Raw genomic sequence first — 23,591 nt, 5'->3', positions numbered from 1 at the left:
ACTGAATCTGTATACGAAAAAATGAATAAAGAAGTTAAGTTTTCTAATGGAGAAAGCATGTGGTCGAAACATGTTTGGACAAAAATGAATAACTTAACAATATACGCCTCAGATTATTGGTGGGAAATTCAGTAAGTTAATACACCAAACGGGTGGTTAACGGTAGAGCGATAGGATGTATCAACCTTGTAGGGTGCGGTTAGCTGCGCAAATCCACTGTGCCTAAACAATTACTGGTGTTAATACGCGGCGTAACCCGCGGAATGTGATGGACTTCGAGATGGTGGATTACGACGCACGGAAAGTCTTTGCTTATATGAAGGTTACGGGATTTTGCGCGTCTAATCCACCCTACAATCCTTCGGTAAGGTAAGCACCCATTCCCCTTATGCCGCGCCGAGCACTGGCGGTTTTRTCGGGAATAGCCCGTAGGGGCACGGCAGGGATGCCGTGCTTTGCTGGAGGGACAGGAGTCCCTTCCAGCAAACCCCGATAAAACCGACAGAGCGCAGGAAGCAAGCGGCATCGGGCGGTTTTCTTTTGGATACTTTTCTTTGTCCGTACAAAGAAAAGTATCCCGCCTGCCAGTGCGGGAACTGGCATTAAAACAATTGTCGCGTTAGCGACACATCAAACATTAACATTACAAATCGTTAATCAAAACCACAAAGCCTATGACCAAACCCAAAATCATCGTCACCCGTAAATGGCCCGCCCCCGTCGAAGAACGCTTAAAGGCACTTTACGACGTGCAACTAAACGAAACCGACATCCCAATGACAGCGGATGAACTGAAAGCCGCATTACAAACCGCCGATGCGCTATTGCCGACCGTGACTGATCCGATTACCGCCGACATCCTCAATGTCCCTAACAAGCGCACCAAAATCATCGGCAATTTCGGTGTCGGTTATAACAACATCGATATAGAAGCGGCAAAAAGCGAAGGCCTCGTCGTCACCAACACGCCGCATGTGCTGACCGATTGCACGGCGGACATCGCAATGTTGTTGCTGTTGATGTCCGCTCGGCGGGCTTCGGAAGGCGACAGGCTGGTTCGTAACGGACAGTGGAAGGGTTGGGGGCCGACCCATATGATGGGACAGAAAGTGACGGGTAAAACGCTAGGCCTAATCGGCTTTGGCCGCATTGCCCAGGCGATGGCGAAAAAAGCGCACCACGGCTTCGGGATGAAAATCATCTGTTATGCCCCCCATGCCCCCGCTCCTGAAACTCTCAAGGAATATCAGGCGACTTATTATGCTACGGTGGAAAAAGTACTGGCTGAATCGGACTTTATCTCGTTGCATTGCCCGGGCGGGGCGGCCACCAAGCATTTGATCAACGAACAAAGCCTGAAACTGATGCTACCGTCCGCACACCTGATCAACACCGCCCGAGGTGATGTGGTCGACAGTAACGCCTTGATTAAAGCCCTGAAAGAACGCTGGATTGCAGGTGCTGGACTGGATGTTTTCGAAGGTGAGCCCAATATCAACCCAGGATTTTTAGAATTGGATAATGTGGCCTTATTGCCACATCTAGGCAGCGCCACCGAAGAAACCCGCGTGGCGATGGGCAATCGAGTGCTGGATAATATTGCGGCTTTTTTTGCGGGCAAAGAACCTGGGGATAGGGTTGTTTAGCTATACCGTTAAGCTAGGAAAGAAAACTCACTTTCCTTCTGGTATTGCGGTAGGTTAGTAAGGCAGCGCAGGAGCCGTTGCCGAGAGGGTCAGTGAAGGGGATTAACATCGATTTAATTCCCTAATCCTAACCTTAGCGGCGCAGATTCCCTACCTGCTGCCGCATTTTCGCCATCCTTGGCAGTCGCCCCTCAAGTGAGAAGGGGCTAGATTGCTTTAGTCAAAAGCAAAGTTTTCTTAACGCCTACCGCCCCTGCTGGCAGTTGCTTCTTCAAACTTGACTTTCAATGGCTTACCGCAGTACAGGTTGCCGTCCAGCCCTGCAATCGCCGCCCTGGCTTCGTGGCCTTCCATGCCGATAAAGCCGAAGCCCCGACACTTGCCGCTGAAAATATCCGCGATTAGCTGCACGGAACGGACTTTCCCGTATTGGGCAAATAGGGTGGTTACTGTTTCTTCTGTTGCATCGCTAGGCAGGTTGCCTACAAATAGTCGTTTCAATTGTGGTGTCCTAATTCAAAATGGGGGGATGTGTTTCTGTCAAGTTCACCTTAGCCTTCCGGCTAAGTTCAAAAGAAAGGAACACTAAACAGGCATTACATTGCTAGCCTGTGGGCCTTTGGGGCCAATTTCTACATCGTAGTTAACTGATTGGCCTTCAGCCAGCGTACGGAAGCTGCCTTGGCCGGAAATTGCAGAAAAATGTACAAATACATCTGGGCTGCCATCCGCCGGTGAAATAAAACCAAAACCTTTGGCTTCGTTGAACCACTTTACTGTACCTGTTGCCATTGTATTTCCTCATGCCATCGGCATAGTTAAATCATCTTTGTTTGATTGCTAACCATACCCGGCAGAGAAAAGGGGGAAACGCTTGGATTTTCTGAAAGTACCGATTAACACGCAAGGATTGAATGGAGAAATCGCCAAACGTAAACGGCTGATTTTCTTTCACTCATTGTTTCATTATAAGGACTAAGCACGAGGATAGCTATTGAAATATTCTGGCGACACTTAAACTCTGGAATAGATAAACGAAAACAGCGAGATATGGCTGTACTGCTATATAATTTGGGTTGCTTAGTAAAACCGCCATTTATCAGTCGTTCACAATAAAACTGTAAATTTGCCGTATCCTGTTCAAAAAACATAAATAATCGCTAAAAATGAACCCAACGACCTTGTTCAAATGCCTAGCCGATGAAACACGCCTACGTTGCGTAGTTTTGCTACATAGGGAAGGCAAGTTATGTGTCTGCGAGCTGACCCACGCGCTTGACATGTTGCAACCTAAAATCTCCCGACATCTGGCTCAATTGCGGCAATGCAACCTCTTGTTGGATAGCCGTGAAGGACAGTGGGTTTACTACCAAATCAATCCTGCATTACCCGCTTGGGTGTTTGATATTTTGGACTTAATTGCGAACGACTTGGGCAATCAGGCGATGCAACAAAAAGACTGCGCTAGATTGCAAGCCATGGAAGGTCGCCCGGAGATGAAAGGATGTTGTAGCTAATTTTTTTGGGTATAATATTTGCTTATACGAATATATAAATATGACTAAGGAAATTATGTTAAACATTTTGATCTTGTGTACGGGCAATTCCTGCCGCAGCATTTTGGGCGAGGCGTTGATTAACCATTTGGCTGGCGATCGCTTTCATGCTTTTTCCGCAGGCAGCCATCCGACCGGAAAAGTCAATCCCAATGCGCTGGCAACGCTAGTCCGGAACGGTATTCCAACAAACGGATTTACTAGCCAATCCTGGGATGAATTCGATGGCGCGGGCATTGATATTGCCATTACGGTCTGCGACCAGGCGGCGGGCGAAGTGTGCCCTGTTTACCTAAACAGCGTGATCAAGGCACATTGGGGCTTACCTGATCCCGCTCACGTCACTGGAACAGATGAAGAAATCGCCAAGGCGTTTCAAGCCACTTTTGATGCGCTGTCCGTCAGAGTAAACCAGATGCTGGCTTTGCCGATAGAAGAAATGGACAGTGCCGACATAACAAAGGCATTGAATGAAATTGGCAACCCATCATGAGCGGCAAACCGTCTGCCATCAGCTTTTTTGAGCGGTACTTATCGGTTTGGGTGCTACTCTGCATCGCTGTCGGCATTGTTTTAGGGCAAGTTTTCCCTCTTATTTTTCAAGCGATTGGACGCATGGAGTTCGCACAAGTCAATTTGCCTGTCGGGTTGCTAATCTGGATTATGATTATCCCAATGCTGGTAAAGGTCGATTTCGGCGCATTGCACGAGGTGCGCCAGCACGTTCGCGGCATCGGCGTGACACTGTTCGTTAATTGGTTGGTCAAGCCGTTTTCGATGGCGTTCCTGGGTTGGTTGTTTATCCGCAACCTGTTTGCCCCAATGCTGCCCGCCGATCAACTTGACAGCTATATCGCTGGTTTGATTTTGCTGGCGGCTGCACCTTGTACGGCAATGGTGTTCGTTTGGAGTCGCCTTTCTAACGGCGATCCCTTGTTTACCTTATCGCAAGTCGCATTGAACGATGCCATTATGGTTGTTGCCTTTGCGCCGCTGGTGGCTTTCCTGTTAGGCATTTCAGCGATAACCGTACCGTGGGCGACGCTCATTACCTCAGTGGTGTTGTATATCGTCATTCCAGTCATACTCGCCCAGCTTTGGCGCTTATATTTGATGAAAAAAGGACTAGCGGCATTCGATAGCGCAATGGCTAAGATTGGCCCGTGGTCTATCGCCTCTTTACTGGCAACCCTGGTGCTGCTTTTTGCTTTTCAGGGTGAAGCCATCTTGAAACAGCCCTTAGTGATTGCCTTGTTAGCCGTGCCTATCTTGATCCAAGTATTTTTCAATTCCGCCTTGGCTTACTGGCTAAACCGCACCGTCGGCGAAAAACACAACATCGCTTGCCCATCCGCGTTGATCGGCGCGTCCAACTTCTTTGAACTCGCCGTTGCCGCCGCCATAAGCTTGTTTGGGTTTAATTCAGGTGCGGCACTGGCTACCGTGGTCGGTGTTCTTATTGAAGTACCCGTGATGTTGCTGGTGGTGCGCGTGGTAAATAGGTCGAAAGGGTGGTACGAACGACCGCTTGCTTTAGCGAAAAATATTAACAAAAAGGAATGAAAGGTTAAGTCGCTCAGCGTCGATGAGGTGTAACGGAATCCTTTCGGGTAATCCCGGTCAAGGATTTATTATCTTTCGTCATCGCTTAACGCATTGCTCAAATTCGCAAAATCTAGAAGCGAAATCGTTTCTGCCCGCGCATTGGGATCGATACCCAAGCTCACAAAACCCTTTTCACTGACGAGTGTTTTAAGCGAGTTCCTTAGGGTTTTTCGTCGTTGCGAGAAAGCCTGGGTGACGAGTTGTTTGAAAACGGCTTTATCATTAACCAGCACAGGCGGCGTAGGGTGAGGGATTAATTTTATGATCGCCGACATCACTTTCGGCGCGGGATCAAAGCTTTCTGGGTAGACATCGAACAGGCATTCTGCCGTGCAGTGATACTGCATCATCACGCTTAACCTACCGTATTTCTTGCTGCCCGGCACGGCACAAATCCGGTCCACGACTTCTTTTTGCAACATAAAGTACATGGCGGCAATAGATCCCGCATTGTCCAACAAATGAAACAACAAAGGCGTGGAAATGTTGTAAGGCAGATTGCCGACTATGTGCAGCTTTTCGTCCGGTTTTGCGAGTTTAGCAAATTCAAATTTCAGGGCATCTGCACTGTGGATGGTCAAGTTGGGTTTATCTTTAAATTTAGTCCTGAGCAAACCCACCAGATCCCTGTCCAACTCCACGACATCAAGGGTTATGTTTTTATCCAACAATGGCGCCGTTAATGCCCCTTGCCCTGGGCCGATCTCCACCCAGTGTTCATCGGACTTGATTTGCAAGTTGGCGAGAATATTGGCAATGACAGAATGGTCATGTAGAAAATTTTGTCCAAAACGCTTACGGGCGTAATGCGTTCCGTTAGTCATTCTGTTGATTTGCCATAGCCAAAGCGGTCTCCAGGGCATAATTTAAGCTGCCCGAATCAGCCAAGCCTGTCCCTGCCAATTCGAGTGCAGTGCCATGATCGACCGAAGTGCGGATGATGGGCAAGCCCAAAGTTATGTTTACCGCCTTGCCAAAACCCTTATGCTTAAGTACCGGCAATCCCTGGTCGTGGTACATGGCCAATACGGCATCGGCCTTATCAAGATATTTGGGGGTGAATAGCGTGTCAGCAGGCAGCGGGCCTTCGAGGTTCAAGCCTTGCTTACGTAAGCCATTGAGCACAGGTTCGATGATGTCGATTTCTTCGCGGCCTAAGTAGCCGTTTTCTCCGGCATGAGGATTTAATCCACAAACCAGTATCTTTGGGTTGCTAAGCGCAAAACGCGTGCGGAGCCCATGATCCAGGGTGCGGATAACCTGCCGCAATCGAGTATGGGTAATCGCTTTAGGGACTTCGGACAAAGCCAGGTGGATGGTCACCAAAGCAACCCGCAAACCTAGGGTTGCCAACATCATAACGGGATTGCCGCCTGTAATATCAGCGATAAATTCAGTATGCCCCGTGAACGAAATACCGGCATCATTAATGATGCCCTTATGCACGGGCGCAGTGACCACGGCATCAAACACACCCTTCATACAACCCTGTGTGGCTTTAGTGATTGTTTTTAGCACATAGCGGCTATTGGCAGCATTGAGCTGACCGGCACTAACGGGCTCAATAAGGTCTACCGACAGTACGGTGAGTTGCCCTGCTTGTTGTGCTGTTGCGGGTGCATTTGGGTTAAATTCAATCACCTTAAGCGCCAACCCTAAACGCTTAGCGCGCTCTTGAAGCAAATCTGGATTCGCTATCGCAACCAATTGGCAAGGCAAATCGGATTGCGCAAGTGCAATACACAAATCAGGGCCTATCCCAGCGGGTTCGCCCGAGGTTAAGGCTATACGTTTGACGATGCGGTTAGTTGCCATGGGGGATCAAGGTTAAAAGCAACTAAGTGTACTATAAAAGTAGACTGTGTCGGTCAATTAGGCTGCGAAAGCCACCGCTTTAACCGCTAGCCAAGCTATTCTTCAATATGCAGTTCTTTTATTTTGCGGGTAAGCGTGTTCCTCCCATAACCCAATAACAAGGCCGCTTCGTGCCTCCGTCCCCGGGTATAATCTAAAGCGGCCTTGATTAATATGCTTTCTACAATGGGAATAGTTTGCTTGGCCACATCACTGTGATTAGACTCGCCCGATTGGGCTCGCTTGATCAGTTGTTGGTCAATCCAGTTTCTGAGGGACGATTCCCAATCGATTTCAGATCGTCCGTTTTCTTGTGTGGTAGTGAGCAATTCAGGCGGCAAGTCGTGCAGTTGTATTTCACGGCCAGATGCCATTACGGTAAGCCAGCGGCAAGTGTTTTCTAATTGCCTGACATTACCCGGCCATTCCAAGGAACTCAAAAATTCTTCTGCCGCCGGGGTCAATATTTTGACCTCTGTGTTAAGTTCCTGAGCGGCTTGAAACATAAAATGCCGCAGCAACAGCGGTATGTCTTGCTTACGTTCACGCAACGCCGGGATGTGGATACGAATGACATTCAAGCGGTGAAATAAATCTTCCCGAAACCTGCCTTGTTCTACCAGCACTTCAAGATTTTGGTGAGTGGCGGCAATAATCCGCACATCGACCCTTACGGGTGTATGTCCGCCAACGGGATAAAACTCGCCGTCGGCCAATACTCTTAGCAACCGGGTTTGGAGTTCGGCAGGCATATCACCAATTTCATCCAGGAAAAGGGAGCCGCCGTTGGCTTGTTCAAAACGCCCTGATCGACGGGCTTGTGCGCCGGTAAAAGATCCCTTCTCGTGACCAAACAGCTCTGATTCCATCAAGTCTTTTGGGATAGCGGCCATATTGAGCGCAATGAATGGTTTTTGGGCCCTGGGGCTGTGCCGGTGCAAGGCTTTGGCAACCAACTCTTTTCCTGTCCCTGATTCGCCGTTGATTAGCACGGTGATATGGGATCGGGCCAACCGGCCGATTGCGCGAAACACTTCTTGCATGGCGGGAGCGGCACCAATGATTTCAGGTGTTCCGGCAATAGTTGCCGGTTCTTTTTGTTCGTCCACCCCGTGTCTACGACCATGTTGGACGGCCCTATGGGCAAGTTCAACAATTTCCTTGATATCGAATGGTTTAGGGAGGTATTCAAAAGCGCCGCCATGAAATGCTGAAACTGCGCTTTCAAGGTCAGAGTGCGCTGTCATGACGATCACCGGCAACTCAGGATAGCTACGCTGAATTTTATCCAGCAATTGCAAACCATCCATGCCCGGCATTCGAATATCCGTAATCAAGGCATCTGGCCTATCGGTATTAAGGGCTTCCAATAAGTCTCTGGCGGCAGCAAAGTTTCGAGTACTTATATCGTCTTTTTGCAGGGCTTTTTCAACGACCCAGCGAATAGATTTGTCGTCATCAACGATCCAGACAGTTTCAGGCTTACTCATTGACGATTCTCCTTGAAATTAAATGGGTAAAATAATTGAAAAGACCGTGTTGCCGGGTTCGCTGTGGCACTCGATCAAACCGTTATGTTGGTTAATCAATGACTGGGCGATGGATAAGCCCAAGCCAGTGCCGTCCGCGCGGCCCGTAATCATCGGGTAAAAAATACGTTCAATAATGTCTGGATCAATACCCGAACCGTTATCGATAATGTCAATTTTTGCAGCCAGCTTGTGGTGTTGGCGACCGATAACCTGATTTCGCTGAATTCGGGTTTTAAGGATGATCTTGCCGCCATTGCCAATGGCTTGCACAGCGTTTTTGACTATATTCAAAACCGCTTGTATCAGGAGATTCCGATCCGCCCGGACATTGGGGATGCTCGGGTCGTAATCGCAAACTATACTGAGATTGCCTGAAAATTCAGCTTCCACCAATTGCCTCACCCGCTCCAACACTTCATGAACATTGATGACCCTAATATCGGGCGGCTTGTTAGGGCCCAGCAACTTGTCCATCAAGCCTTGAAGGCGATCCGATTCGGCAATAATAATCTGGGTATATTCTTTAAGGTCAGGGTCGGTCAGCTCAAGATTCAACAACTGCGCCGCGCCGCGCAACCCACCTAACGGGTTTTTAATCTCATGCGCGAGCCCCCTGACAAGCAATCGGGCAGTATTTTGCTGGCTTAATAGCTGCTCTTCCTTGGAGATACGCAGATGGTTATCCACCCGTTGCAATTCAACCAGGATCTCACTGACTTTATATTCAGTTATCAGTGGCGTTGCGCTCAAGTTGACCGTAAAGTTTTGCCCCATGCGTTCCATGACAAGTTCCCTGTCCACCAAAGGTTCTGCCATCATCAGGCATTGCTGGAGATTGATTATCAAGGCCGGATCGGAAAACTTGAATAATTCAATCGCGTTTACACCGACTAGATGGCGTGCGCTATCAGCGAGCAAGATTTCTCCTGCCGTATTCACATAACTAAGGTTTAGATCACGATTGAACAGCAGGGTTGCCGTATTAAGGTGATCCAGAATGCGTTTAAACATGATTTTGTCGTGAATGTCCATAGATTAACTATCCAATCTTAAAAAATTAAGCAATATACAGACCAAGTTTTTAGACATGCCATTTGGATGCTGATAAGCAATTCATTTTACTCAACGGCTAAAATAAGCGGTCTTGATTAAGGAACAACAAGGCATATCCGCAAGAATGATAACTGCGCAGATAAGATCTGTAAGCGACGCACCATTATAGTGCGATTAATTGATAGAAGTTAAAACTGAATTCTCCGACTGATCGTTAGCGATATGCCGCTATATTTTAGCGACACTAACTTTATCAATCCCCGATTTTTCTGAAATTACGCCGCCATTTTCGACCCGGTTGCGGCCTCCACGTTTCGCCTTGTACAAAGCGGCATCAGCTATCTTGACAAGCATGGATGGAATATCACATTCGGATGGAATTGACGACGGAGCTGGCAAATAGGTGGATACCCCAATTGAAACTGTCACAGAAATTGAGCTTCCATCCAAAATAACAGTAAGCGACCGGATGGTCTTAAGTATCCGCTCGGCAATTTCCAAAACCATTACTTCGTCAATATTTGACAAGAGGACGACAAACTCCTCTCCGCCATAGCGCGCCAAGACATCATTGCTTCGTAATTGCGCTTTGATGGCATTGGCCACTTCGCACAAAACCTTGTCACCGACTTGATGCCCCAGCTTGTCGTTAACGACCTTGAAAAAATCAATGTCCAAAAATAGGCATGAGATAGGATCTAAGTTTCTTCTACAACGGTCTACTTCCTCGCCTATCCGTTGTTCAAAAAAACGCCTGTTATTGATGCCCGTTAAACCGTCAACGAAACTAGTTCGTTTAATCGTTTCAAAATTAAGGTTATTTTCCAGGCAGATTCCGACTATAGAGGCAAGATGCTCCACAAAGTCGGTAGCCATGGTATCGGCGAAACGGTCAATTTGATAGCTGCCTAAACTTAAGCTACCTAATATCGTATCCCGCCGGGTTAAAGGAGTAACTGCAATGCTTGCAGGTTTTTTTTCTACATCAGAAAAATAATTGCCGTATTTTGCGTTATTAAATGCACCAATATAGGGGCGAGACATTATCCCGAAGGTGGAAACCCGCTTATTTTTACTGTCGAGGAGAGTCAAGCCCTTTTTTGACCTGCAATCGTATCCTGCTTCGCTCAAGATTGCCGCGATTTCGCCTTTTTCATCGACCAAACATAAGCCAATCATGTCGATATCAAAATAATCTTTGGCATCATCAAGTAGGTGCTCAACCATGTCGGATAAGGAATTAAGCTTGAGCAATCTCATCTCAAATGCCTGAAACTTGCGTAAATAGGCACTGTTTATCTTGGCTCGATCAAGCATACTTTCCAAATGACTTTGCAAGACAATTAAGTCGGTATTTAAATCATTTTCCAATGTAATTTCTCTATGTAAGTCGACCGATTGCAGCAAAATTGGCCTATGGCCGTGTAATTGCTTACAAATATAGCGAGTGCCAAAGCGTAGCAGTTTCCTGGAAAAATACCAATGCCGCAGAGATCATTAAAAGTTAATTAGTTTCACCTATTGCCTTTGTCAACCGTTTCAATTCTTCTTCCGGTGAGCCATCAGGCAAAGCCATTCCAATGAGTCGATACCAATAGCTTGCATTATCTAAATCACCTTCTATGTAGTGCAAATAACCGTGAATTTGGCGAGATAAGGGGTCGGTATAATCCTGTACCAGGCGATGTGCTGCATCCCACTCGTTGTTTTGGATAAACCGTAAGGCTTGCAGATGAATAGTCTTCATAACTTCGACAAACATAAAAAAACCCCGAAAGCCCAAGACTTACGGGGTTTAATGCGTTTTTTATCCCTTAATTACAGGCTGTAATACATATCGTATTCGACAGGATGTGTACTCATGCGCAGGCGAGTCACTTCCGCCATTTTGAGTTCGATGTAACCATCTATGGCATCATCGGTAAACACGCCGCCTTTGGTTAAGAAGCTACGGTCTTTGTCCAGCGCGTCCAACGCTTGGTCGAAGGCATGGCAGACTTGCGGGATTGCTTTTTCTTCTTCCGGCGGCAAGTCATATAAATCCTTGTCCATCGCTTCGCCCGGATGGATTTTGTTTTGGATGCCATCCAACCCAGCCATCATCATCGCTGCGAACGCCAGGTAAGGGTTGGCGGTGGAATCAGGGAAACGCACCTCAATCCGGCGGCCTTTTGGGTTATTGACAAAAGGGATACGGATAGAAGCGGAACGGTTACGGGCTGAATAGGCCAACATAACCGGGGCTTCAAAGCCGGGCACCAAACGTTTGTAGCTGTTGGTGGATGCGTTAGTGAACGCATTCAAGGCTTTTGCGTGTTTAATGATGCCGCCGATATAGAACAAGGCCAGTTCTGATAAGCCGCCGTACAATTCGCCAGTAAATAAGTTTACGCCACCTTTGGCGAGCGATTGGTGGACGTGCATACCGCTACCATTATCGCCAACCAATGGCTTAGGCATAAAGGTTGCTGTTTTACCGTAAGCGTGGGCAATGTTGGCAATCACGTACTTAAGCGTCAACACTTCATCGGCCTTTTTAACCAACGTGTTGAATTTGACGCCGATTTCGCACTGTCCAGCGGTAGCCACTTCATGGTGGTGCACTTCAGTGACTTGGCCCATTTCTTCCAGGGTTGAACACATGGCAGAGCGCATGTCTTGTAAAGAATCGACAGGTGGCACAGGGAAATAACCGCCCTTGATACCCGGACGGTGCCCAATGTTTCCATCGGCATAGACTTTTTCGGAGTTCCAGCCCGCTTCTTCGGAATCCACTTTATAGAAAGAGCCGCTCATGTCTGCGCCCCAACGGACATCGTCAAAAATGAAGAATTCGTTTTCTGGCCCGAAGAATGCGGTATCGGCAAGCCCAGTCGATTGCAAATAGGCTTCTGCGCGTTTTGCGATGGAGCGAGGATCGCGCTCGTAACCTTGCATGTTCTTAGGTTCAATGATGTCACAACGCAAAATCAGGGTCTTTTCGTCGTAGAAAGGGTCCATCACGGCAGTCGATGCTTCTGGCATCAAGATCATGTCAGATTCGTTGATATGTTTCCAACCCGCGATAGAAGAGCCGTCAAACATTTTGCCTTGCTCAAAGGTGTCTTCATCTATGGTGTGTGCAGGGAAACTTACGTGCTGTTCCTTACCACGGGTATCGCAAAAACGAAAATCGACGTATTTCACGTCATTTTCTTTAATCATTTTTAGTACATTTGCTGCTGACATTAGCGTTGCCTCCTGGGATATTAGTGTTCTTTGGATTTAAATCTAGCACGTAACAATACCATTTTTTTTGAGGGGTTTGCCACTAAAAAAAACAGAGGTTGAAAATCTGCCATGAAGCCTCGGATGCAGTTTTTTGCACGCCAATATGGTGCGACACTTGTTGAAAATGCACAACAACAGTGCGACATTTACGGATATTTGTTGCGTAAACCCAATAAAATTACCAGTTTTACAACTGGCATATTCTGTGCTAAAGTGAATGTGACAAATAATTGAAAGTTTTTCGCAATTAATGATGAGGATTTAAGATGAACAACCAGCCCAATAACCTCGGACTAATCAAGCCGCTAGTCTTAGCAATACTAGTGTCCCCTGCGACTAGTTTTGCGGAAACTAAGACATTGACAGAAGCCAGCACCCTCCTCGAAACAGTCGGCGACCCCAACGAAAGCTCTTTTATGAAAGGCTTGGGGCTAAAAGTCGGTGCTTGGCTTAACTCTGGCGTGACTTACAACGCCAACAACCCATCCAATAACTTTAACGGACCCGTCACGTTTGCCGACCGTCAGGCCGAACTTCAACTCAACCAAGTCAACGTCTTTATCCAAAGAGCCGTGGCAACTGAAGGCAAGGCGTGGGATTTCGGCGGTCGCTTTGACTTCATGTTCGGGTCAGATTCTATCTTCACCCAAGCCTACGGTGTTCCAGCTTTCGACGTAAATACCGGACAGCCTTTGAACAGGGGCGCTTGGGATCTCAACCTCCTCGGCAGTCACGATAACCGTTTCTACGATATTGCCTTACCGCAAGCTTACTTAGAAGCTTATGTACCGATTGGTAATGGCTTAAATGTTAAGGCGGGTCACTTTTATACGCCAATCGGCTATGAAACCGTCCCTGCACCGGACAACTTTTTCTACACCCATGCTTACACCATGCAATACGGCGAACCGTTCACCCACACTGGCGTGATGGGCAATTACGCCATCGACGGTAATTGGTCGGTCATGGGCGGTGTCGTCACCGGCAGCGCCACGGGCGGCTGGGATGGCAATTTTGACAAGCAGTTGGGCAACTGGAGCGGCCTCATGGGGGCTACCTGGACCAGCACCGACAAAAACACCTCGTTCAACGCCAGCGGCACTTACGGCGGCACTTCCGAACACAGCAGCAATGCCTGGGCATTGTACAGCTTAGTGCTGAAACATAACATTACCGACAAATTCCACATGGTGCTGCAACATGACCATGGCTATGCCGATCAAGTGGTCACTTCGACTTCCGCCATTAACGAGGGACATGCTGGAGATGCCGAGTGGTATGGCATCAACACCCATTGGACCTACGATGTCCTGGATAACTTGGCGGCGGGTGTTCGCCTTGAATGGTTCCAAGACCAAAATGGCTTCCGGGTCTGCTCACCAGGACGTGTAGCTGCAGCAACCGCCAACACCAACACCAGTTACGCGGCCAATTTCTTATCTAGTTGCACATCCGGTAGCTATTACGAAGTCACCGCTGGGGTAAACTGGAAACCTGTGAAATGGCTGAACATTCGCCCGAATGTCCGCTACGACTTTGTTGATAGAATATCGACAGCTGGCATTGGAACGCAAGCCTCTGGACCATTTGGTGACAGTAAAAATAACCAGTTCCTGTTTTCGACTGACTTTAATATCAACTTTTAGCCATAAAGATAAATCCTTATTTCACCAAAAAAAATGCGCCTTAGGGCGCATTTTTTTTATGCGAAAATTGATGTCGTGGAGATGGGTATTCAACGGATTATTATTAAAACTTGCACAAATAGGCTTTGCGGCTGAAACTCCAATAAACGCAACTACAGACAGCGACGAATTGTTCCCACAAAATGGGATTGCCTTCAAGCTTATCTAAATGTTAGCCGATACGAATATCCGCTTCTCCCCGTTTTTGCGGTTTTGATTCCACTTTTACTGAAAGGCAAAGAGAAAACACATCATTGCAAATATTATTTCGTAATTTCTCAGGGTCAGGGCAGTTATGTGAGAAGAATGCATGTCAATACTACTTCGGTTAGATAGTTTTAAATATGTGAACTGCATAGCAATATATTATTTATTATCGAATCTAAACTAAATGCCTCGTAATAAGAGTTGCACCATTTTTTACCATAACCACTCGGCAAGCACCAAATTAGTGCAATATTAAGGATATGCCTTGAACCTTCTGCTTTAGCCTCCAGGTTTCTTTGTTTATTCAGATTGGCATAATCTGTGCTTTTAAATAATTCAAGCGAACCCCTTTTACTTGCAAACGGTTTCTTCCGCCAAAAGAAGAAAGGATTGTCGGTTCTCTTGGTTGTTAACAAAAATTAAGGAGTAAATATGAAACTGATAACCGCAATTGTTAAGCCTTTTAAGCTCGATGATGTTCGCGAGGCGCTCTCGGAACTCGGGGTTTCTGGAGTGACGGTAACGGAAGTAAAAGGCTTTGGCCGTCAAAAAGGCCATACCGAGCTGTATCGCGGTGCCGAATATGTCGTTGATTTTTTGCCCAAGGCCAAAGTCGAGGTGGCAGTGGCCGATACATTGCTTGATTCCGCAGTGATGGCGATCAGTAAGGTAGCCAATACCGGAAAAATTGGCGATGGCAAAATTTTTGTAACTAATTTGGAACAGGTTATTCGGATACGCACCGGAGAAACTGGCGAAGAAGCGCTTTAAGGGGGGTTAAAAATGAATATAAGAATATCTAGTTTAATGGGCATGGGTTGGCTCTTGTTATTGATGACTTTTTCGTATCCCGTTTCTGCCGAAGAAGTAGCCGCAGCAGTGACCCCTACGGTAAACAAGGGCGATACGGCATGGATGATTGTGGCGACCGTCCTCGTTATCTTGATGGTTATCCCAGGTCTGGCGTTATTTTACGGCGGCATGGTTCGCGCCAAAAACATGTTGTCCGTGTTGATGCAGGTGTTCATCATTTTCTCCATGATGGCGATTTTGTGGGCGATTTACGGCTACAGTATTGCTTTCACTGAAGGCAACGCTTTCTTTGGCGGGCTAAGTAAGATGTTCCTGATCGGCATCACACCTGATTCGATGGCGGCGACATTTAGCAAAGGCGTTTATGTCCCTGAATATATCTACGTGGTTTTCCAGTTGACTTTCGCAGCCATTACGCCAGCCTTGATTATCGGTGCATTTGCCGAGCGGGTTAAATTTTCGGCAGTGCTATTATTCATGTTGATTTGGTTTACCTTCTCTTACTTGCCGATAGCGCACATGGTTTGGTATTGGGCAGGCCCGGATGCTTACACCGATGCCAAAGCGGCGGAAGCTGCGGGTGCGACGGCAGGTTTTATATTCCAAAAGGGGGCATTGGATTTTGCGGGCGGAACGGTCGTCCATATCAACGCCGGTATCGCAGGCTTGGTGGGCTGTTTGATGATAGGCAAACGCATTGGTTTCAATAAGGAATCGTTGGCTCCGCATAGCGTGACCATGACCATGATCGGCGCCTCGTTATTGTGGGTAGGCTGGTTTGGCTTTAACGTAGGGTCTAACCTGGAAGCTAATGGCTTGGCGGCCTTGGTGTTTGTAAATACCTTGCTTGCCACCGCTGCGGCCACTTTGTCTTGGATGAGTGCGGAATGGCTAATTAAAGGGAAACCCAGCATGTTGGGTGGCGCTTCCGGGGCAATTGCAGGGTTGGTTGCGATTACACCAGCGTGCGGTTGGGCAGGGCCGATGGGCGCTATTGTGCTGGGTTTGGTTGTTGGTGCGGTCTGCTTCTGGTCAGTCACTGGACTGAAAAGCAAGCTGGGTTATGACGATTCCCTGGACGCTTTCGGAGTCCACGGCGTAGGTGGAATAATTGGTGCTATCGGCACTGGGATTGTCGCTTCCCCAAGTTTGGGTGGTACGGGTGTTTGGGATTATGTGGCAAACGGCGTTGCTGAATTTAGCATGTCCACCCAAGTCACTAGCCAGCTCTGGGGAGTCGGGGTTTCTATCATCTGGTCCGGCACAGTCTCCTTCATTGCTTTTAAAATCGTGGATATACTGATCGGGCTGCGCGTTAGTGAAGAAGTCGAGCGCGAAGGCTTGGATATTTGCGAACATGGTGAGTCAGCTTACCATGACTAAGCGGCTGGAGCGGTAATAGGCATTAAGGCGGAATCCCATCAAGGATTCCGCCACTTTTATATGCTGCTTTCGTCATACAATCTGCTATGACCGCTTAGTGATTACGAAAACATTCCCTTACAAGATATCGGCCTACCGAGTAACTGCCGCCACCCATAATTGACAAGGCAGTTGCCGCTGAAAATAATGCCAAGGCATATTCAATTCCGTGCGTAGCCAGGAAAAAACCTTTACCCCAATGCAGCACAACTAAGGCAACCCGTAAAGTAAGGGCGCAACTTACCGCCCGCTACATGCGTGAGCAAGCCCAAGACCAACCCAATGCCACCAAAAAACTCAGTGCTACCCGCCAAATAACTTTTGGCTACCGTGCGCTGCACGGATAAGGCCAACCGGAAGCCGTAAAGCCAGCGCCTCTAGACCTGCCTGTGATACGAGCAATCTGCTCAGGACATTTTTCATGTTAACCTCGCATATAGTTTCGAAGATAAAGGGGCGCCTACACGTCACATATCGGCACAACAATAATTTAGAGCGTCCAAACATGGTTAGCCAATCCTAACATTAAAATTTATCAAACTTAATCGGGTATTTGACATAAAGGACGCAGAGTTTTTTTGGTAATACAAACCCTTTACCAATTGTATGTTGATAAATAATGTGTATGATTGCAGCCTGTGTAAAATATTCCTTCAAGCCACCAAGTAATTGAGAGAAATCATGAAACTAATAACAGCGATTATTAAACCATTCAAGATGGACGATGTGCGGGAAGCACTATCGGAAATTGGCGTGGCAGGTGTGACCGCCACGGAAGTCAAAGGCTTTGGGCGACAAAAAGGCCACACGGAGTTATACCGTGGCGCCGAATATGTAGTCGACTTCCTGCCTAAGGTAAAATTAGAAATCGCCGTAAGTGACGACATAGTCGATAAAGCCGTGGAAACGATTGTCAATGCCGCCAATACTGGAAAGATCGGTGACGGCAAAATATTCGTAACCAATCTTGAGCAAGTGATACGTATCAGGACAGGCGAAACAGGGGAAGATGCCATCTAAACGGCACTTAGACTACACGATGAATAATAAAAATAATTATAACAAACTCAAGTTTTTATTGGTTTTACTGTTAACCCCAGGGCTTGCTTCTGCGGCTGAACTGAATCAGGCGAATACAGCCTGGATACTGACCTCGACAGCTTTGGTGCTGTTTATGACCATTCCCGGCTTGTCGCTGTTTTATGCGGGCTTGGTCAGGAGTAAAAACGTGCTGTCGGTGTTAATGCAATGCTTTGCAATTACCTGTCTCGTTTCCATACTCTGGCTAGCGGGAGCCTACAGCTTGATTTTCTCCGATGGCGGCGAAATCCAAAAATATTTAGGAGGCCTGTCAAAAGCATTTTTACCCGATATTACAACGTCATCATTAACAGGCGATATTCCAGAAACGCTGTATTTCATGTTCCAAATGACCTTCGCCATTATCACACCGGCTTTGATTGTGGGAGCGTTTGCGGAGCGCATGAAGTTCTCAGCGATGTTGTGGTTTAGCGGTTTGTGGCTATGCCTTGTCTATGTGCCGATTTGCCATTGGATATGGGGCAATGGTTGGTTGGCGGGTTTGGGCGCAATGGATTTTGCGGGCGGTATCGTCATCCACATCAATGCCGGTATTGCCGCCTTGGTGTCGGCTTTGGTCATCGGCAGGCGCAAAGGCTTCCCGACCACCGCCATGCCGCCACACAACATGACGATGGTCGTGACGGGTGCAGGCATGTTGTGGGTGGGTTGGTTCGGTTTCAATGCAGGCAGCGCGTTGACCTCGGATGGCCGTGCAGGTATGGCAATGTTGGTCACCCATATCGGCGCTGCAGCAGGTTCATTGACCTGGATGACTATTGAATGGTTCCGCTTCGGCAAACCCAGCATGTTAGGGATTGTCACCGGAATGGTGGCGGGCTTAGGTACAATCACACCGGCATCCGGCTTTGTCGGCCCAATGGGTGCACTAGTCATTGGCATCACTGCAGGCATCGTTTGTTTTTTTGCTACCCAAATCGTCAAACGTAAATTAATCATTGACGATTCCTTGGACGTTTTCCCTGTGCATGGTATAGGAGGAATTACGGGTTCATTGCTGACCGGTGTTTTTGCGGCGAGCAACCTGGGCGGTATTGGACTTGCCGAAGGAGTGACAATAGGCCAACAAGTCGGCATACAAGCTTTAGCAATCCTGGCGACTATCGCGTGGAGTGGGTTGTTCAGTTATCTGATCCTTAAAGCATTAGATAAGTGTATCGGCTTGCGTGTCACCCCCGACGAAGAAGTTCAAGGGTTGGATCAGGTCTTACATGAAGAAACTGGTTACTTGGATATCTAAGACCAACCAGCAGTTACGGTCAACAATCAGCCTGGGTTGGCGATCCCTACTTGATCGCCTCCCAATGCTAACTGGTAAAGTACGTTCTAACTTATCCGAAATTGATCCTTCAAACGGGTCTTGGGATGCCGTTAAAGAATCCTTCAAAGGGCTAGTTCAGCTTATCCTTAAACCATTCCGCAAAAATCAGATTGTCGACGATGACCAGAATCGGGTAGTTAGTGCCCGTACTGGCCTTATTGAAAACCTGAACCAGAAATACCTTAAATTACCTGAACCCTACGCACGGTACCTTAAACCATTCATCATCACCATCAGCCTAGTCGAAGCGTATGCCGTGCTGGGCTTTTACATAGTGCCAGCGCTTTTGAAGTCCAAAATTCCCAGTATCATTCAAGAAGAAACGGGAAGGAAAGCCTCGGTTGCGAACATCGAGTTTAATCCGTTCAAATTGTTTGCCACCCTCCAAGGATTTAAGATTCTGGAAAAAAACGGCAAGCCGTTTGTGGAATTCGACAATTTTAATATTGATGTCAATGGCCTCCAGTCCGTCAAGCGTCTGGCCTTGGTGATTGATGAAATCGCCCTGAACAAGCCGACACTACATCTTGCCAAGTTGAAAGACGGTAAATTCAATTTCGAGGACATGGCAAAACCTAAGAAAAAGGAAGAGCCAAAGAAGCCGGATGACGGCAAGATGTTCCCGCTCAATATCATCCAACTGTCGATAAAAGACGCAAAACTATTGTGGGATGACAAACATTTCGCCAAACCCGTATCGGAAGAAATAAACCCAATTAACTTGAGTGTCAACAATCTAAGCACTGAGCTAAACACAAAAGCCAAGCTGGATTTCAACCTCATGCTTAAATCCGGCGGAAAGCTGGACTGGAAAGGAAATTTTGGCGTTAACCCGGCTTTTTCGGAAGGTGGAATAAAATTTGATAAGGTGCAATTGGAAAAAGTGTTGGCTTTAGCCTTATCAGAAACCGCCGCGTTTGATTTGAAGGGTAATGAACAATTCAGTGTCGATTATAAAGTGGGTTTAGACAAAAAAAACCTGAAAGTCACCATCAAGAAAAGTCGATTCGAACTGCACGATTTTCAATTTATCGATAAAACCGCCCGCAAAAATCATCTTAATACGCCAACTTTTATTGTTGAAATCGGTTGTGTTGCCAACATTGCAGAAAACAATATGGATGTGGTGGTCAATAAAGTCATGTTTGACAGCCGCGACCTACAATTTTCCAACCAAATGGATGGGCAGATGGCCGTTGTGATTCCTACGTTTGCCCATGAAACCGACATTAAAGTCACCAAGACGAAGGAAGGCTTAAAAATTGTCGCCAATAAGGCAAAATTGAACATCAAGAACTTTGGATTAAACCAGGGCAAGGTCGAAGCCAAAATCCCTGATATTGCCCTGGAAGCCTCGTATCAACTTGACGTTGTTGGCAATACACTGGATCTAACCGTGGCGAATGGCAAATTTGACGTGCATGACCTGAAAGTGTCCGAAAAAGGCGAAGCCAAAACACTCATCAAGATTCCGGCTTTTGGTTTGAATGGGATAGGCGTTAACCTCAAAAACCAGGAAGTCATAGTGGATTCGGTGACTGGAAAAGATGCCGAGATTGAGGCTTGGTTGGATAAAGACGGCGTTATCAATTACCAAACCTTGTTTGCCTCGCCTAAAGTGGAAGAAAAAAACACGGATATTGCCACTGCAAAGACGGTTAACTTTACAGAGGACACTTCAAAGCCGTCCACCAACTCGCCATCCGCACCCCCGCCGCCGCCAAAGAAAGACTGGCTTATCAAGGTCAATAACCTGACCTTGGATAATTTTGGCCTGAATTTTGAAGATAAGGCCTTAAAAAAACCGGAGCAGATGACGGCAAAACCGATCAATCTCAAGTTGAATAATTATGTCAATAAGCCGGATACCAAACTGCCGTTTCAACTCGAAATAGGCGTTAACAAAACGGGTTCGATAAAACTGAAAGGCGATACAGTTATCTCGCCTCTTGCAGCGAAAATTGATGTAGCCGTGAAAAACATAGAACTGGAAAAATTCCAACCTTATGTGGAAAAATTTGCCCGTATTTATTTGTTGGACGGCAAATTCAATATCGACGGCAAACTGGACGTCAAGCAAGCGCCGGAAAAGCCTTTGGATGTTAAGTTCACAGGCAACGCGGGAATCGCAGATTTGTTGGCCCGTGACAAGATCCAGAACAAGGATTTAATCAGGTGGAAGAACCTGACCTTTAAAGATTTGAATGTAGACCTGCTTGCCAACCGTTATGCCGCAGCCGTCTTATTGATTGAAAAGCCTTATGCAAAGGTGACCATCCGTAAAGACAAGACAATCAATTTCTCGGACATCATGGTGGTGGAAAAAGCTTCAGCGAACAGGCTTGCAAAACCAACCAAGCCTGTCAAGGAAATACAGGGTAAGGCGGCGGAAAGCACTAAACCCGTGTTCAAATTGTCTCAGGTCAAAGTTATTGACGGTTCTTCCGATTTTGCCGACCTCTCCTTGATCCTGCCGTTTGCAGCACGGATTGAAAGTCTCGATGGCGGCGCGAAAGGGCTTTCTTCAGACCCAAAATCAATCATTAAAGTCGATATGAAAGGTAGCGCCTATGATATCGCGCCTGTAGACATAGCCGGAGAGATCAGCCCTTATCTAGGCGATTACGATGTAAGCCTCAAATTCGACGGCCTGCCTATGCCACTGGTAACACCCTACATGGTGCAGTTTGCCGGCTATAGAATTGAAAAAGGCAAATTGACGTTAGGTTTGAGGTATAAAGTCGAAAAAGGCAACTTGAACGCGTCTAATAGCATCTTGATCGACCAGCTTGAGCTTGGCGAAAAAGTGGATAATCCGAATGCCGTGTCCCTACCGCTGGAGTTGGCAATTGCCTTATTGAAAGATTCCAGCGGTAAAATAAAACTGGATGTACCGTTGACTGGCAGTTTGGAAGACCCTGAATTCAGCATAGGCGGAATTATCGTCGATGCGTTGGTCAATGTACTGACCAAAATAGTGACCTCGCCTTTCAATGCCATAGCGTCTTTGGTGGGTAGTGAGGAAAATTTAAGTGTCGTCGGTTTTGCTCCAGGTAAGTATATACTCGACGAAAAGGAAATGAAAAAACTGGATGATGTGTCAAAGTTGTTAAAAGAAAAGCCCGTTCTCAATTTGGAAATTAAAGGTGCTGCCTATGAAGAGCAGGATTGGCCAGGGTTACGGGAAGAAGCCTTGTTGGAACAACTCAAGTCATTAAAAGCTGTCGAAATGAGCAAAGAAGAAGGCAGGAAAGTGCGTTTGGAACACTTTAAACTCTCAGAGGATGACTACAATGACTTGCTGGCAGATGCCTTTATTAAACGGTTTCCGACAATGGCTGAGAAATCACTACTTGGGACGCCAAAGTTGCTGAGTCCCCTTACCGGGGACTTTTTCCAAGTCGCAAAGCAAAAAATGGCGGAGATCATCAAGCCCGAGCCAAAGCGGCTTAAAGACCTGGCATCCGAACGCTCGCAAGCTATCGCCAAATACATCGTCCAGAAGGGCGGCATAGCTAACGAGCGTGTTTTTATCCTAGATTCTGCGCTAGACCCCAAACGGGATGGCAAGGATATAGTTAGCGCCTTGTCTTTAAAAACCAATTGATGACGCAAACTCCCTTTTTGTCCCTATAATAATTTCGGCACCTACAAAAATTCGCCGCGCGCGGTTTGCAAAACGACAGGGCTTATTCGCCCTTCACTTTTTTTTCCAATTCTTCATGGCTCGTGTGACGGACATCTTCGCCCTTAATCATGTAGACCAGATGTTCACATATATTGCAGGCGTGGTCGCCGATCCGTTCCAGTGAACGCACTGTCCACAGGACATTGAGCGTCCGCTTGATATTTCGGGCATCCTCCATCATATAGGTTATCTGTTGCCTGATGATGCTGGCATATTCCCTATCCACAAGTTCGTCCCTGGCTGTTATGGCGGGCACTTCATCGAGGCTCATACGGGCAAATGAGTCTAGCGCATCATGCAGCATACCTTTGATCAGGTCAGCCATGTGTTGGATTTCGTAATACGGGGCATGGGGGTGGCCTTCAACTTCTGAAGTGACAATCGCCATCTTGGCAATGACTTCGGCCAAGTCGCCTACCCTCTCCAGCTCATTAATGGTTTTGAACATGGTTATCAATAGCCTTAGATCGAAAGCAGTAGGTTGGCGTAACGCCAATATCTCCATACACTCCCTGTCTAACGCTATTTCAAGGGCATCAATCTGGTTATCTTGCTTGATAACCTGTTCAGCCAATTCCACATCAGCCGTAGCAAAAGCCTTGATTGCATTCTCGATCTGCTCCTCAACCAAGCCCCCCATGGTCAGCACATGGTTGCGCATATCTTCGAGTTCCTTATTAAATTGCTCAGAGATATGATGCCCGATGCTCGTGTTATTCATCTGCGTTCTCCTTGTTAACCGTATCTGCCGGTTATGTAGTCTTCGGTCTGCTTCTTTTTGGGTTTGGTGAACAGTTGGCTAGTGCTGTCTATCTCTATCAATTCACCCATGTACATG

21 protein-coding genes and 1 pseudogene are annotated in these 23,591 nt (G+C 47.1%); 10 read left to right on the top strand and 12 right to left on the bottom strand.

Annotated features, from left to right (window positions below; all coding sequences use genetic code 11):
• Positions 1-351: 351 nt before the first annotated feature.
• Positions 352-603 (bottom strand): hypothetical protein, encoded by a 252-nt coding sequence (locus MGMO_RS19490; protein WP_152976298.1) that lies wholly within the window; start codon positions 601-603, stop codon positions 352-354.
• Between the two features lie 71 nt (positions 604-674).
• On the opposite strand from MGMO_RS19490, the gene MGMO_RS05135 reads away from it, so the two are divergent.
• The gene (locus tag MGMO_RS05135; RefSeq protein WP_023493983.1) at positions 675-1,646 is read left to right on the top strand and encodes a 2-hydroxyacid dehydrogenase; all 972 of its coding nucleotides are present in this window, start codon (positions 675-677) and stop codon (positions 1,644-1,646) included.
• A gap of 237 nt (positions 1,647-1,883) precedes the next feature.
• Here the strand turns inward: MGMO_RS05135 and MGMO_RS05130 are convergent, their stop codons facing one another.
• Together MGMO_RS05130 and MGMO_RS05125 are read right to left on the bottom strand one after the other, a co-directional pair.
• On the bottom strand, positions 1,884-2,147 hold the full coding sequence (locus MGMO_RS05130; RefSeq protein WP_023493982.1) for an RNA recognition motif domain-containing protein: 264 nt from the start codon (positions 2,145-2,147) through the stop codon (positions 1,884-1,886).
• 84 nt (positions 2,148-2,231) lie between these two features.
• Positions 2,232-2,438 (bottom strand): cold-shock protein, encoded by a 207-nt coding sequence (locus tag MGMO_RS05125; RefSeq protein WP_023493981.1) that lies wholly within the window; start codon positions 2,436-2,438, stop codon positions 2,232-2,234.
• A 374-nt stretch (positions 2,439-2,812) separates the two neighbouring features.
• Here MGMO_RS05125 and MGMO_RS05120 point away from each other — a divergent pair, with 374 nt between their 5' ends.
• From MGMO_RS05120 to arsB, 3 genes are read left to right on the top strand one after another with little or no spacing between them, the layout of a single operon-like run.
• Positions 2,813-3,163, top strand: coding sequence for a metalloregulator ArsR/SmtB family transcription factor (locus tag MGMO_RS05120; protein ID WP_023493980.1), 351 nt, complete (start codon positions 2,813-2,815; stop codon positions 3,161-3,163).
• A 55-nt stretch (positions 3,164-3,218) separates the two neighbouring features.
• Positions 3,219-3,695, top strand: a complete 477-nt coding sequence (locus MGMO_RS05115; RefSeq protein ID WP_023493979.1) for an arsenate reductase ArsC — start codon at positions 3,219-3,221, stop codon at positions 3,693-3,695.
• Complete coding sequence (gene arsB, locus MGMO_RS05110) at positions 3,692-4,765, top strand: ACR3 family arsenite efflux transporter (RefSeq protein ID WP_023493978.1); 1,074 nt, start codon at positions 3,692-3,694, stop codon at positions 4,763-4,765. The genes MGMO_RS05115 and arsB overlap by 4 nt, the downstream gene beginning before the upstream one ends.
• Positions 4,766-4,833: 68 nt before the next feature.
• Here the strand turns inward: arsB and rsmA are convergent, their stop codons facing one another.
• From rsmA to glnA, 7 genes are all read right to left on the bottom strand, one after another.
• Entirely contained in the window at positions 4,834-5,631 is a 798-nt protein-coding gene (rsmA, locus tag MGMO_RS05105; protein ID WP_023493977.1) for a 16S rRNA (adenine(1518)-N(6)/adenine(1519)-N(6))-dimethyltransferase RsmA, read from the bottom strand.
• On the bottom strand, positions 5,624-6,622 hold the full coding sequence (pdxA, locus tag MGMO_RS05100; RefSeq protein WP_023493976.1) for a 4-hydroxythreonine-4-phosphate dehydrogenase PdxA: 999 nt from the start codon (positions 6,620-6,622) through the stop codon (positions 5,624-5,626). The genes rsmA and pdxA overlap by 8 nt, the downstream gene beginning before the upstream one ends.
• A 95-nt stretch (positions 6,623-6,717) precedes the next feature.
• The gene (gene ntrC, locus MGMO_RS05095; RefSeq protein WP_023493975.1) at positions 6,718-8,151 is read right to left on the bottom strand and encodes a nitrogen regulation protein NR(I); all 1,434 of its coding nucleotides are present in this window, start codon (positions 8,149-8,151) and stop codon (positions 6,718-6,720) included.
• 18 nt (positions 8,152-8,169) lie between these two features.
• Complete coding sequence (gene glnL / locus MGMO_RS05090) at positions 8,170-9,204, bottom strand: nitrogen regulation protein NR(II) (RefSeq protein ID WP_082458285.1); 1,035 nt, start codon at positions 9,202-9,204, stop codon at positions 8,170-8,172.
• A gap of 270 nt (positions 9,205-9,474) precedes the next feature.
• Positions 9,475-10,584: a sensor domain-containing diguanylate cyclase gene (locus MGMO_RS05085; RefSeq protein WP_321163110.1), complete on the bottom strand. Its 1,110-nt coding sequence runs from the start codon at positions 10,582-10,584 to the stop codon at positions 9,475-9,477.
• Between the two features lie 166 nt (positions 10,585-10,750).
• On the bottom strand, positions 10,751-10,993 hold the full coding sequence (locus MGMO_RS05080; protein WP_036306979.1) for a hypothetical protein: 243 nt from the start codon (positions 10,991-10,993) through the stop codon (positions 10,751-10,753).
• Between the two features lie 71 nt (positions 10,994-11,064).
• Positions 11,065-12,474, bottom strand: coding sequence for a glutamate--ammonia ligase (glnA, locus tag MGMO_RS05075; RefSeq protein ID WP_023493971.1), 1,410 nt, complete (start codon positions 12,472-12,474; stop codon positions 11,065-11,067).
• Between the two features lie 308 nt (positions 12,475-12,782).
• Between glnA and MGMO_RS05070 the strand changes: the two genes are divergently transcribed.
• The 6 genes from MGMO_RS05070 (at position 12,783) to MGMO_RS05045 (ending at position 22,672) form a co-directional block, all read left to right on the top strand.
• Positions 12,783-14,162: a porin gene (locus MGMO_RS05070; protein ID WP_023493970.1), complete on the top strand. Its 1,380-nt coding sequence runs from the start codon at positions 12,783-12,785 to the stop codon at positions 14,160-14,162.
• Positions 14,163-14,840: 678 nt separating this feature from the next.
• Entirely contained in the window at positions 14,841-15,179 is a 339-nt protein-coding gene (locus MGMO_RS05065) for a P-II family nitrogen regulator (RefSeq protein WP_023493969.1), read from the top strand.
• Between the two features lie 63 nt (positions 15,180-15,242).
• Positions 15,243-16,604 (top strand): ammonium transporter, encoded by a 1,362-nt coding sequence (locus MGMO_RS05060; protein ID WP_051383972.1) that lies wholly within the window; start codon positions 15,243-15,245, stop codon positions 16,602-16,604.
• A gap of 720 nt (positions 16,605-17,324) precedes the next feature.
• A complete protein-coding gene (locus tag MGMO_RS05055; protein WP_023493966.1) occupies positions 17,325-17,663 on the top strand; it encodes a P-II family nitrogen regulator in 339 nt (112 codons plus the stop codon).
• A 19-nt stretch (positions 17,664-17,682) separates the two neighbouring features.
• On the top strand, positions 17,683-18,984 hold the full coding sequence (locus tag MGMO_RS05050) for an ammonium transporter (RefSeq protein ID WP_036306973.1): 1,302 nt from the start codon (positions 17,683-17,685) through the stop codon (positions 18,982-18,984).
• Between the two features lie 64 nt (positions 18,985-19,048).
• A complete protein-coding gene (locus tag MGMO_RS05045; RefSeq protein WP_051383971.1) occupies positions 19,049-22,672 on the top strand; it encodes a DUF748 domain-containing protein in 3,624 nt (1,207 codons plus the stop codon).
• Positions 22,673-22,754: 82 nt separating this feature from the next.
• On the opposite strand, the gene phoU is transcribed toward MGMO_RS05045, so the two are convergent.
• A complete protein-coding gene (gene phoU, locus MGMO_RS05040; RefSeq protein ID WP_023493963.1) occupies positions 22,755-23,474 on the bottom strand; it encodes a phosphate signaling complex protein PhoU in 720 nt (239 codons plus the stop codon).
• Positions 23,475-23,488: 14 nt separating this feature from the next.
• Positions 23,489-23,591: pseudogene (locus MGMO_RS19485) on the bottom strand (phosphate ABC transporter ATP-binding protein); the annotation flags it as partial.

Source organism: Methyloglobulus morosus KoM1, assembly GCF_000496735.2.
Taxonomy (GTDB): domain Bacteria; phylum Pseudomonadota; class Gammaproteobacteria; order Methylococcales; family Methylomonadaceae; genus Methyloglobulus; species Methyloglobulus morosus.
The sequence above is the reverse complement of the archived record's forward strand: the minus strand, read 5'-3'. Positions and strand labels throughout refer to the sequence as shown.

Bases quoted from the DNA above. Each gene is read 5' to 3' on its own strand.
- MGMO_RS05115 (WP_023493979.1), top strand. From the start codon at position 3,219: ATGTTAAACATTTTGATCTTGTGTACGGGCAATTCCTGCCGCAGCATT.
- MGMO_RS05065 (WP_023493969.1), top strand. From the start codon at position 14,841: ATGAAACTGATAACCGCAATTGTTAAGCCTTTTAAGCTCGATGATGTT.
- MGMO_RS05070 (WP_023493970.1), top strand. From the start codon at position 12,783: ATGAACAACCAGCCCAATAACCTCGGACTAATCAAGCCGCTAGTCTTA.
- MGMO_RS05125 (WP_023493981.1), bottom strand. From the start codon at position 2,438: ATGGCAACAGGTACAGTAAAGTGGTTCAACGAAGCCAAAGGTTTTGGT.
- phoU (WP_023493963.1), bottom strand. From the start codon at position 23,474: ATGAATAACACGAGCATCGGGCATCATATCTCTGAGCAATTTAATAAG.
- pdxA (WP_023493976.1), bottom strand. From the start codon at position 6,622: ATGGCAACTAACCGCATCGTCAAACGTATAGCCTTAACCTCGGGCGAA.
- MGMO_RS05055 (WP_023493966.1), top strand. From the start codon at position 17,325: ATGAAACTAATAACAGCGATTATTAAACCATTCAAGATGGACGATGTG.
- glnL (WP_082458285.1), bottom strand. From the start codon at position 9,204: ATGTTTAAACGCATTCTGGATCACCTTAATACGGCAACCCTGCTGTTC.
- arsB (WP_023493978.1), top strand. From the start codon at position 3,692: ATGAGCGGCAAACCGTCTGCCATCAGCTTTTTTGAGCGGTACTTATCG.
- MGMO_RS05080 (WP_036306979.1), bottom strand. From the start codon at position 10,993: ATGAAGACTATTCATCTGCAAGCCTTACGGTTTATCCAAAACAACGAG.
- ntrC (WP_023493975.1), bottom strand. From the start codon at position 8,151: ATGAGTAAGCCTGAAACTGTCTGGATCGTTGATGACGACAAATCTATT.
- rsmA (WP_023493977.1), bottom strand. From the start codon at position 5,631: ATGACTAACGGAACGCATTACGCCCGTAAGCGTTTTGGACAAAATTTT.
- MGMO_RS05045 (WP_051383971.1), top strand. From the start codon at position 19,049: ATGCTAACTGGTAAAGTACGTTCTAACTTATCCGAAATTGATCCTTCA.
- MGMO_RS05135 (WP_023493983.1), top strand. From the start codon at position 675: ATGACCAAACCCAAAATCATCGTCACCCGTAAATGGCCCGCCCCCGTC.
- MGMO_RS05050 (WP_036306973.1), top strand. From the start codon at position 17,683: ATGAATAATAAAAATAATTATAACAAACTCAAGTTTTTATTGGTTTTA.
- glnA (WP_023493971.1), bottom strand. From the start codon at position 12,474: ATGTCAGCAGCAAATGTACTAAAAATGATTAAAGAAAATGACGTGAAA.
- MGMO_RS05060 (WP_051383972.1), top strand. From the start codon at position 15,243: ATGACTTTTTCGTATCCCGTTTCTGCCGAAGAAGTAGCCGCAGCAGTG.
- MGMO_RS05120 (WP_023493980.1), top strand. From the start codon at position 2,813: ATGAACCCAACGACCTTGTTCAAATGCCTAGCCGATGAAACACGCCTA.